At 65.4% G+C, this 9,618-nt stretch carries 11 protein-coding genes; 6 read left to right on the top strand and 5 right to left on the bottom strand.

Annotated elements, in window-relative coordinates; all coding sequences use genetic code 11:
* Positions 1–172 precede the first annotated feature (172 nt).
* Positions 173–1,363 carry a class I SAM-dependent methyltransferase gene (locus tag B1C78_RS12550; protein ID WP_077279515.1) on the bottom strand — a complete coding sequence of 397 codons (1,191 nt, stop codon included), beginning with the start codon at positions 1,361–1,363 and terminating at the stop codon, positions 173–175.
* A 60-nt stretch (positions 1,364–1,423) separates the two neighbouring features.
* Between B1C78_RS12550 and B1C78_RS12545 the strand changes: the two genes are divergently transcribed.
* Positions 1,424–2,182 (top strand): pteridine reductase, encoded by a 759-nt coding sequence (locus B1C78_RS12545; protein WP_077279514.1) that lies wholly within the window; start codon positions 1,424–1,426, stop codon positions 2,180–2,182.
* Positions 2,183–2,382: 200 nt separating this feature from the next.
* Here B1C78_RS12545 and folK read toward each other — a convergent pair whose 3' ends face one another.
* On the bottom strand, positions 2,383–2,868 hold the full coding sequence (folK, locus tag B1C78_RS12540; RefSeq protein WP_077279513.1) for a 2-amino-4-hydroxy-6-hydroxymethyldihydropteridine diphosphokinase: 486 nt from the start codon (positions 2,866–2,868) through the stop codon (positions 2,383–2,385).
* Positions 2,869–2,873: 5 nt separating this feature from the next.
* Positions 2,874–3,230, bottom strand: coding sequence for a dihydroneopterin aldolase (gene folB / locus B1C78_RS12535; protein ID WP_077279512.1), 357 nt, complete (start codon positions 3,228–3,230; stop codon positions 2,874–2,876).
* 138 nt (positions 3,231–3,368) lie between these two features.
* Here folB and rpmB point away from each other — a divergent pair, with 138 nt between their 5' ends.
* The 3 genes from rpmB (at position 3,369) to B1C78_RS12520 (ending at position 5,368) form a co-directional block, all read left to right on the top strand.
* Positions 3,369–3,605, top strand: a complete 237-nt coding sequence (gene rpmB / locus B1C78_RS12530; protein ID WP_077279511.1) for a 50S ribosomal protein L28 — start codon at positions 3,369–3,371, stop codon at positions 3,603–3,605.
* Positions 3,606–3,617: 12 nt separating this feature from the next.
* A complete protein-coding gene (rpmG, locus tag B1C78_RS12525; protein ID WP_012636911.1) occupies positions 3,618–3,785 on the top strand; it encodes a 50S ribosomal protein L33 in 168 nt (55 codons plus the stop codon).
* Between the two features lie 374 nt (positions 3,786–4,159).
* On the top strand, positions 4,160–5,368 hold the full coding sequence (locus B1C78_RS12520) for an EAL and HDOD domain-containing protein (RefSeq protein WP_077279510.1): 1,209 nt from the start codon (positions 4,160–4,162) through the stop codon (positions 5,366–5,368).
* 64 nt (positions 5,369–5,432) lie between these two features.
* Here B1C78_RS12520 and B1C78_RS12515 read toward each other — a convergent pair whose 3' ends face one another.
* Positions 5,433–7,391 carry a hydantoinase/oxoprolinase family protein gene (locus B1C78_RS12515; RefSeq protein WP_077279509.1) on the bottom strand — a complete coding sequence of 653 codons (1,959 nt, stop codon included), beginning with the start codon at positions 7,389–7,391 and terminating at the stop codon, positions 5,433–5,435.
* 240 nt (positions 7,392–7,631) lie between these two features.
* On the opposite strand from B1C78_RS12515, the gene B1C78_RS12510 reads away from it, so the two are divergent.
* Together B1C78_RS12510 and mutM are read left to right on the top strand one after the other, a co-directional pair.
* Entirely contained in the window at positions 7,632–8,612 is a 981-nt protein-coding gene (locus B1C78_RS12510) for a chorismate transformation FkbO/Hyg5 family protein (protein ID WP_077279508.1), read from the top strand.
* Positions 8,605–9,420: a bifunctional DNA-formamidopyrimidine glycosylase/DNA-(apurinic or apyrimidinic site) lyase gene (mutM, locus tag B1C78_RS12505; protein ID WP_077279507.1), complete on the top strand. Its 816-nt coding sequence runs from the start codon at positions 8,605–8,607 to the stop codon at positions 9,418–9,420. The genes B1C78_RS12510 and mutM overlap by 8 nt, the downstream gene beginning before the upstream one ends.
* Before the next feature lie 66 nt (positions 9,421–9,486).
* Here mutM and B1C78_RS18075 read toward each other — a convergent pair whose 3' ends face one another.
* Positions 9,487–9,606 (bottom strand): hypothetical protein, encoded by a 120-nt coding sequence (locus B1C78_RS18075; protein WP_425443976.1) that lies wholly within the window; start codon positions 9,604–9,606, stop codon positions 9,487–9,489.
* Positions 9,607–9,618: the final 12 nt, after the last annotated feature.

Below are 9,618 nucleotides of genomic sequence, written 5' to 3'. Positions count from 1 at the left end.
CCGCAAGCGGGGGAGGGGGATTCACTCCCTCTCCCTCAGGACAAATCCGCCGGGAGCGGATTTGAACAGCCGACAGGCTGGCCCGAAGGGTGGAGGGCAGGACGCCCGGAATTTGAGAGCCGGGGTGAGGGTGGTATCCCTTGCCACTTGCCACTTGAGACTTGCCACTATTTCACAGGCGCCCCCGCAGATCCCGCCCCGAAAATCCCATCAGCGGCACATCCACACCCCGCCCCAGCGCCATCGCCTGGAAACGCTCGCCCATCTCTCCGGGCAGGGTGAGGCGGCGAACCTGGGAAGCCAGCGCCAGCTGCTCCCGGGTGTCTCCGCTCGCGGCCTCCTGAAAGACCGCATCGAGGCCGCAGCCGATCAGGAACCACGCCTGGGTGGTGTAGCCGAGCAGGTCGAGGCCGGCATCGGCGCCGGCTTCGGCGACGGCGGTGAAATCCACGTGCGCGGTGATGTCCACGAGCCCGGGAAGGAACAGGGGATCGTCCAGGGCCCGGTGCCGGTAGTAGGCCATGAGCGTGCCCCGGCTGCGCTCCGGACTGTAATACTCCCGTCGCGGGTAGCCATAGTCGATAAGCAGGATCAGCCCCGCCTCCAGCACCCCGGCAAGCGTGTACAACCAGGGGGCGAGATGGGCATTGAGTTCCGAGACATAGTCCTCGGGCCAGACGTGCCCGCAGGTCGCGTGCAGATCCTCGACGGCTGTGGTCAGGGCCTCGCCCGCCGCCCGCTCGGTCCAGGCCAGGGCTGCGCCGTCCAGCGTCACCCCGCGCTCCAGGACACCCTCCGCGCCCCAGCGAAACACGTCCACGGGCATGGCATCGAGCACCTCGTTGCCCAGCATCACACCGCGAAAACTACCTGCGGGGGGCAGCGAGTCGAGCCACTGCACACGCTCGCGCAAGGGCTCGGGCAGCACGGTCAGCGCCGCCTGCTGACGGGCCCGCAATTCGGGGCCCAGTTCGAGGATCAGATAACGTTCCGGAAGCACGGCCATCGCATCCAGCGCCCGCAGCACCTCGATGGCCAGTGCGCCGGTACCCGCACCGAACTCCAGGATATCGCCGCCGTCCAAGGCCCCAAGCACCTGGGCAACCTGCCGCGCCAGACAACGGCCGAACAGGGGGGACATCTCGGGAGCGGTGGTGAAATCCCCGCCCGCGCCCAGCTTGTGACTGCCGGCGGTGTAGTAGCCGAGTCCGGGCGCATAGAGCGCCCGTTCCATATAACGCCGAAAGGGCAGAAAGCGGTCGTTCTCCCCGATCTCATGAGCGATCTGCGCGAGCAGCGCCTCACTCACCGCACGGGCGGCTTCGTCGGGTTCGGGCAGATGATGGGGGTCCGATGCGGGCAAGGGGCAGGTCCGGGTGCTGTGATAAAATGGCGTGTTTCAGTGGCATAGGCAAAGGCAGGCGTGAACCAGTCTAACGGGCAACCCGGCGAGGGCAAGCGCGTATTGATCACCGGCGCGGCGCGGCGCGTGGGCGCGGAAATCGCGCGCCACCTGCACGCCTCGGGCATGGATATCGTGATCCACCACCGCACCTCCCGCGGCGAGGCCGAGGCCCTGGCGGAGAGCCTGAACGCGTCGCGGCCCGATTCCGCCGGGCTGGTCTCCGGCGACCTGCTGGACGTCCCCTCCCTGCCCCGGCTCGCGGAGGCGGCCCGGGCCGTCTTCGGCACCCTGGACGTGCTGATCAACAACGCCAGCACCTTCTATCCCACCCCGGTCGGAAAGATCACCGAAGAACACTGGAACGACCTGATGGGCAGCAATCTCAAGGCGCCCCTGTTCCTCTCCCAGGCCCTGGCGCCCGAGCTGAGCGCGCGGGGCGGGTGCATCGTCAACATCGTGGACATCCACGCCATTCGCCCCTTGAAGGGCTACCCGGTGTACTCCGTCGCCAAGGCAGGGCTGTGGATGCTCACCCAGTCCCTGGCCCGGGAACTGGGCCCCCGGGTGCGGGTAAACGGCATCGCCCCGGGCGCCATCCTGTGGCCGGAGGCCGAGGAGAACAGCGCCCCGCACCAGGAAATGATCGAACGCACGGCCCTGAAACGCGAGGGTTCCCCCGAGGCCATCGCCCGCACGGCGCTGTTCCTCATCCGCGACGCCGACTACATCACCGGCCAGATCATCCCCGTCGACGGCGGACGTACCGTGGGGCAGTGAAATGCGAATGGACAGGATGAACAGGATTTTTCAGGATTGACAGGAAAAGACAAAAGAATTTCAGACAGGATTAACAAGATTTACAGGATTTGGGTCTTTCAAAAAAACCGTGTAAATCATGTTAATCCTGTCCAGTCTCATTCCTTTCTTCCAACATCCTGTCAATCCAGAGAAATCCTGTTCATCCTGTCCATTAAGCTTCATAGAGCAACCTCAACACGCCGCAGCCACTGACCGTCCCGGTCAAAATCCGACCAGAGTTCCTCCATGGTCCGATCCAGCACCGGGTGGCGCAGATCGGGGGCAATGTCCGCCAAGGGGCCCAGCACGAAGGCGTAGCGCAGGATCTCGTCCCGGGGCAATTCCAGCTTCGGGGTCTTTAACACCCGGTCACCGTAGAGGATCAGGTCCAGGTCCAGCGTGCGGGGCTTGAAGCCGTTGCTCTCAAGGGTACGGCCCTGAGCGCGTTCAATGGATTTCAGGACATCCACCACCACCTCCGGCGGCAGATCGGTATCGAAGCCCACGATCAGGTTGAGAAAGGGGTCCCCCTCGAAGCCCACCGCACCGGTTTCGTACACGGGCGACACCACCAGCCGCCCGAAACGCTCGTCCAGCGCCCTGACCGCCGCCAGGATGTTGCGCTCGCGATCCACATTGCTGCCGACACTGACGTAGGCCTGCACCCGGTTCAGCCCCGCTCGCCGCGCTCGATGGTGACCCCCACCTCCCGGCTGCCCCGCACGGCGCCCGGCTTGCCCAGGGTCAGGCGCAGCCAGGGCACGTGGAACTCCTCCATGACGGTGGCGGCGATGCGCTCGGCCAGGGCCTCCACGAGGGTCAGTTCGTTGTTCTCCACCAGCTGGATGATGCGCTTGGCCACGGCCTTATAGTTGAGCACGTCCTCGATGCGGTCCGAGACCGCCCCGGCGCGGATGTCCGTGCCCATCTCCAGGTCCAGACGCACCACCTGCCGGATCTGCCGCTCCCATTCGTAGATCCCGATGGTGGTCTCTATTCGCAAATCGCGTATGTAGACGATGTCCATAAAGCACAGATACAAGATACAAGAGGCAAGATACAAGTGGGCGGGCTCGTCTTGTATCTTGCCTCTTGTATCTTGTATCTGGTCCTTGCTATGCTTCGCCGCTTTCCAGAGTTTGCCCGTATTGCCGGAGTATTGACCATGGCCCGAGTTTGCCAGATCACAGGTAAGCGCCCCGTCACCGGGAACAACGTGTCCCATGCGCACAACAAGACGCGTCGGCGTTTCCTGCCCAACCTGCACAGCCACCGTTTCTGGGTGGAGAGCGAGAACCGCTGGGTGCGCCTGCGCATCAGCACCAAGGGCCTGCGCATCATCGACAAGAAGGGCATCGACGCGGTGCTGTCCGACTTGCGTGCCCGCGGCGAAAAGGTCTAAGGAGGCGAAACCATGGCCAAGGGCGTTCGAGACAAGATCAAGCTGGTGTCCAGTGCCGGAACCGGCCACTTCTACACCACCACCAAGAACAAGCGCAACATGCCTGACAAGATGGAGATCAAGAAATACGATCCCGTCGTGCGCAAGCATGTGATGTACAAGGAAGCCAAGATCAAGTGATCCAGGCTGATCTGCGGTAACACGAAAGAAGCCCGGCATTGCCGGGCTTTTTTGTTGTCGCCCGGAGGTGGTCCGGACCACGTGCAAAAGCGGGTATCGCGGCACGGCGTTGCTTGCGGCGCAAAATGTCTCTCGAGAAGGCACGAAGCCCGCCGAGCAAATCGATAGCTTAAAAAGGAGCCACCGCTGGCGAATCCGCTTACTGAAGAGCGGCCCGAACTCCTGCACGCAACCTCTTGTCCAGAAAACCAAAACGCCCGCCGACTCAGACGATCGTCATGATACCTTTGGGCAAACACACCTGTTAGGCTTTCGGGCAAGCCGCCGATAACGGGCTATAGAGCGGCATCTCTCATCGACCCAGGGCTGATTCCATGTCGGAGGTCTTCGTCGGGCGCCAGCCCATCTACGACCGCGAAATGCGGGTGCGGGCCTACGAGCTCCTGTTTCGCTCGAGCATGGAGAACCGCGCATCCTTCGTGGACGGCGATGAGGCCACCAGCGAAGTCATCCATGGCACCTTCCTGGATCTGGGTCTGGATCGTATCGCCGGCGACAAGACCGTATTCATCAACCTGACCCGCAACCTGCTCATGAGCGAGGGCATCCTCGCCTTCCCGCAGGACCGGGTGGTACTGGAGGTCCTGGAGGACGTCCGGATCGACGACGACCTGCTCGCCGCCCTGCGCCTGCTCTCCCAGAAGGGCTACCGCATCGCCCTCGACGACTTCGTCTACCGGGAAGGCCCCCAGCCTCTGCTGGCGCTGGCCAACATCGTCAAGGTGGATCTGGGACAACTGAAGAACGGCGAGCTCGAGGCCCAGGCCCGCGAACTGCAGAAACACCGGGTCAGGCTGCTGGCGGAAAAGGTGGAGGATCGGGAGCAATACAACCTGTGCCGCGAACTGGGTTTCGAGTATTTCCAGGGCTATTACCTGTGCCGGCCCAACGTGGTGCGCGGCCGCCGCATCACCACCAACCGCCTGACGGTGATACAGCTCATCCAGAAGCTGCACCGGCCCGAGCTGGATCTGCGCGACCTGGAGGAGTACATCGCCAACGATGTCTCCCTGAGCTATCACCTGCTGCGCTTCATCAACTCCGCCTACTACGGCCTGAGCAAGCCGGTCTCCTCGATCCATCGTGCCGTGGTCTACCTGGGCCGCGACGCCATCCGCCACTGGGTCACCCTGCTGGCCCTCAGAAGCCTAAACAACCAGCATGGGGACGTGCTGGTCAATGCCCTGATCCGGGCACGCATGTGCCAGCTGCTGGCCGAGAGTTCCAACTTCATGCAGTACGACAGCTTCTTTACCGTCGGTCTGTTCTCGACCCTGGAGCAGGTCCTGCAGACGCCCATGGAACAGATCCTCTCCGAGCTGCCCATGAGCGAGGAAGTCAACGCCGCACTGCTGCGCGGCGAAGGCGCCATGGGTGAGGCCCTGTCCTGCACCCTGGCCTTCGAACAGGACAGCCCCGAAAAGAGCCGCCACTTCCGCTCCCTAAGCCACGTCCGGACCGGCCGCCTCTACCTCTCCGCCATCGCCTGGGCGAACGAACTGAAGGAGGAGATGGGGATTTGAGGGGCAAGGATGAAGGTTGAAGGTTGAAGGGGTGCCAGCCTTTTCATCCTTCATCCTTCATCCTTCATCCTTCATCCTTCAACAACAGACTTCCCCCCTCATCCACCTCACACACCCAGCCCCGTGCCACCCACGTGGTGGAGACGGCTTCGGTGATCAGGGCCGGGCCCGGGAAGGACTGGCCGGCGGGCAGGTCCGTGCGGGCGTAGACGGACACGGGGTCGGGGATGCCGTGGACGGGGATACGGGACCGGGGAACGGCCTGGGAGCGGGCGTCCGGTGGTGGCAGCGCGAGGTCCGGCACCGGGGCACTGACGCCGCAGCGCACGTTCACCAGTTCCACAGGCAGGTCCAGGGCATGGCCGAAGCGCGCCTCGTGGCTGCGATGAAATGCGTCTCCCAGTTCACTGAGCATGCGCCACGCCAGGTTCAGGGTGGACGACTGGCCGATGTAGCGGGCGTCCACGGAACGCCGCACCTGCGGATCACTCACCCCTTCCGAACGCAGGGCCGCCCGACCGGCCTCCTCCAGGTCATCCAGCGCGGCAGTCACGACCGACTCGTCGGCCGAGTCCAGCGCCAGGTTCAGTGTGCGTGACAACTCCCGGCTCAGGGGCGCCACCAGCATGCCCAGGGCCGAGAGCACACCCGCATGTACCGGCACCAGCGCCCGGGTCATGCCCAGGGACTCGGCCAGTTCGCACACATGCAACGGTCCGGCGCCCCCGAACGGCATCAGCGTGAACTGCCTGGCATCGTGGCCGCGGGCCAGCGAGATCTCCCTGAGCGTGCCGGCCATGTGCTCGTTGGCGATTCGGATCACCCCCTCGGCGGCCTCCTCCACGGACAAGCCAAGGCGTGTGGCGAGGGGTTCGAAGGCCTCCCGGGCGGCGGCAGCATCGACGGGCATGCCCCCGGCCAGACGTGTGTCGGGGGGCAAACGACCCAACACCAGATTGGCATCCGTCACCGTAGGCTGCTGTCCGCCACGCCCGTAGCAAGCGGGCCCCGGATGCGCGCCCGCCGATCGCGGCCCCACCTGCAGCAGACCGCCCGCATCCACCCAGGCCAGCGAGCCGCCACCCGCCCCGATGGTATGCATGTCCACCATGGGCACGGCCACGGGATAGCCCGCAATGCGCCCCTCGCCGGTGAGCCGGATCTCGCCATCGATCAGCGCCACATCCGTGGATGTGCCGCCCATGTCGAAGCTCAGCACGCGCTGCACCCCGGAAGCGCCCGCCAGATGTCGCGCGCCCCGAAGCCCGCCTGCCGGGCCGGACAACAGCAATCGCACGCCGTGCCCGCCGGCGTGGGTCGCCTCGATGGTGCCCCCGTGGCTTTGCATCACACTCAGCCGGGCCTTGCCGATCGCGCTGCCGAGCCGGCCCAGATATCCCTGCATCAATGGCCCCACATAGGCATTGAGCCAAGTGGCGATGCCGCGCTCGTACTCCCGTTCCTCGGCCAGCACCCCGGAGGATCGGCAGACGAAGCACGCCGGCGACAGCGCCGACTCGATCCTCCGCTCGAAACGGTCGTCACGCCAGGAGAAGAGCAGGTTCACGGCCGCAGCATCCGGTGCCAGCTCCCGGACGCGGGCCACGAGTGCGTCGAGATCCTCCGTGGTCAGGTCCTCCACCACCGAGCCATCCGCCCCGAGCCGTCCGCCCGTCTCGAGGCAGTGCTCGGGAGGCACGGGAGGCGGCACGAGTCGCGGCTGCAGATTGTAGAGTTCGCTGCGGGCCTGGCGGCCAATGGTCAGTACATCCCCAAGCCCCCGATTGGTGACGTACACGGTGCGCACCCCGCGCCCCTCGAGCACCGCGTTGGTGGCCACGGTGGAACCGTGAATCACCACCAGATCGGGCTCGCCCTCAAGGCCCAGTTCCCGGACACCCTGCAGGATCGCCTCCTCCGGTGCCTGCGGGGTGGACAGGACCTTGTGTATGCGCACCGTCCCCGACTCCCACAGCACGAAGTCGGTAAACGTGCCGCCCGTGTCCACGCCCAGTCGTTTCATGGGCGTAGTTTAACCCGTGCGCCTGCAAGGGCCTGATCCGGGCGATATCCCCGACTGTGACAAGTGACTCTCGCGAAGGCGCGAAGCTCGCCAAGGAAGGCAATCACCAGAACCGGACCCTTCTTTGCGTACTTCGCGCCTTCGCGAGAGTACAATCGCTGTCGTCCCGAAGCCCCCGAACCACGTCCCGGCCCCACGCTCTGGTATCATTGGCGGTCTCGTTCGTACGCCCCCGCCCCCATGCCCCGACCACCGCTTCAGGTTCAACTGGCCTCAGCGCACGACGCCGCGGATGCGGGCGATCGCCTGCTTGCGGAGATCCGCTTCGGGCACAAGACGGGCCCGGATCGGGACGATCCCCGCTGCATCGACGTGGGCGTGCCGCCCCTGTTCGACGGTCCGGACCGGGAGCTGTGGCTGGCCGATTCGGCGGTGACCCCGGATCGGCGCGACGGCATCGGGTTCGCGCACACCGACAACCTGCTGTTCACGCACATCCACCTGCCGGACACCACCGACATGGCCGCGGCCGCACGCGAGGCCTACGAACGCCTGCTCGCCTTCCATCGGGACAGCGGTTTCCCGGCCCTGCTGCGCATCTGGAACTACTTCGACCGCCTGCTGGAGCCGGCGCGCCAGCCCGGACTCGACCGCTACCAGGCCTTTTGCGCAGGTCGGCACGAGGCGCTGGAGGCCGCAGGGCTCGAAGCCGCAACCCTTCCCGCCGCCACCGCCATCGGCACCGGGACCGCCGGGCTGATCGTCTATGCACTGGCCGCCCGCGAACCCGGCGTGCAGATCGAGAATCCACGCCAGGTGAGTGCCTACCACTATCCGCCGGACTACGGGCCCAAGAGCCCCACCTTTTCCCGCGCGACGCTCAAGCAATGGACGGCAGGTGCACAGCTGTTCATCTCCGGCACCGCCAGCATCGTGGGGCATGCCTCCCTGCATGAAGGGGACGTGCTTGCCCAGGCAAACGAGATCCTGGACAACCTGGGGGCCCTGATCGGTCGCGTGCGCGAACAGCACCCGTCACTGGAACTCAACGGGCCGCACGACCTGAGTCTGCTCAAGGTCTATGTAAAACGTGCAGCCGATGCGGACGCGGTACGCGAGCAGGTCAGGACACGGATCGGCGCGCACCCGAACGTGGTCTTCCTGCGCGGCGATATCTGCCGCCGGGAACTGCTCACGGAGATCGAGGGGCTTTATGCCTGAATTGCCGGAGGTGGAAACCACGCGCCGGGGCATCGAACCGCATCTCGCCGGGCGCCGCATCACCACCGTCACGGTGCGTGAACCGCGCCTGCGCTGGCCGGTGCCGGGGGATCTGCCGGCGCGGCTCACCGGACACACCATCCGCGCCATATCGCGCCGCGCCAAGTATCTGCTGGCGGACATCGGCGACGGCACGCTCATCATCCACCTGGGCATGTCCGGCAGCCTGCGTCTCGTGGATCCTGCAACACCGCTCCGGCCCCACGATCACGTGGAGATCCGGCTCGACTCCGGCCGCTGCCTGCGCCTGCACGATCCGCGGCGTTTCGGCGCCGTGCTGTGGACCAGGGATGACCCCTCAACCCACGCCCTCCTCGCCCGCCTGGGGCCCGAACCGCTGAGCGATGCCTTCAACGAGGCCTATCTCCATCGCAGCACCCGCAGGCGTCGCGTGGCCATCAAGCAGCACCTGATGAACAGCCACGTGGTGGTAGGGGTGGGCAACATCTACGCGTCCGAGGCCCTGTTCCTGGCCGGCATCCGCCCCGGCCGCGCCGCGGGCCGCCTCACACGCGCCGAATGTGCGCGGCTCGTGCAGACCATCCGGCAGGTACTCACGGAGGCCATCGAACAGGGCGGCACCACACTGCGCGACTTCGTGCGCGAGGACGGCAGCCACGGCTACTTCGGGCAACACCTTCGCGTCTACGGCAGAACCGGTCAGGCCTGCCTGACCTGCGAGACACCCGTAAAACAACTCATCCAGGGCAACCGCTCCAGCTACTACTGCCCAGCCTGTCAGCGGTAATCCCGATCAAACCCCAAAAAGGGGACGGAGGGAATTATTTGCGGTGTCCGCGATAACGGGGTCGCCTCACGCCGACCTCGTGCTTCCTGTCTTTCTGAAACTTTGACCTTGGTGGGCACGCCGACAACTCCATCCGACAATCGGTAAACCGATGCCAAGTAGCCAGATGCTTGACGGCAGGGGGATAGGGGCAGGGGG

The organism is Thioalkalivibrio denitrificans, from assembly GCF_002000365.1.
Lineage (GTDB): Bacteria > Pseudomonadota > Gammaproteobacteria > Ectothiorhodospirales > Ectothiorhodospiraceae > Thioalkalivibrio_A > Thioalkalivibrio_A denitrificans.
This window is presented reverse-complemented; position numbering and strand designations above follow the sequence as displayed.

Bases quoted from the DNA above. Each gene is read 5' to 3' on its own strand.
- folB (WP_077279512.1), bottom strand. From the start codon at position 3,230: ATGGACATCGTCTACATACGCGATTTGCGAATAGAGACCACCATCGGG.
- rpmB (WP_077279511.1), top strand. From the start codon at position 3,369: ATGGCCCGAGTTTGCCAGATCACAGGTAAGCGCCCCGTCACCGGGAAC.
- rpmG (WP_012636911.1), top strand. From the start codon at position 3,618: ATGGCCAAGGGCGTTCGAGACAAGATCAAGCTGGTGTCCAGTGCCGGA.
- B1C78_RS12520 (WP_077279510.1), top strand. From the start codon at position 4,160: ATGTCGGAGGTCTTCGTCGGGCGCCAGCCCATCTACGACCGCGAAATG.
- B1C78_RS12515 (WP_077279509.1), bottom strand. From the start codon at position 7,391: ATGAAACGACTGGGCGTGGACACGGGCGGCACGTTTACCGACTTCGTG.
- B1C78_RS12510 (WP_077279508.1), top strand. From the start codon at position 7,632: ATGCCCCGACCACCGCTTCAGGTTCAACTGGCCTCAGCGCACGACGCC.
- mutM (WP_077279507.1), top strand. From the start codon at position 8,605: ATGCCTGAATTGCCGGAGGTGGAAACCACGCGCCGGGGCATCGAACCG.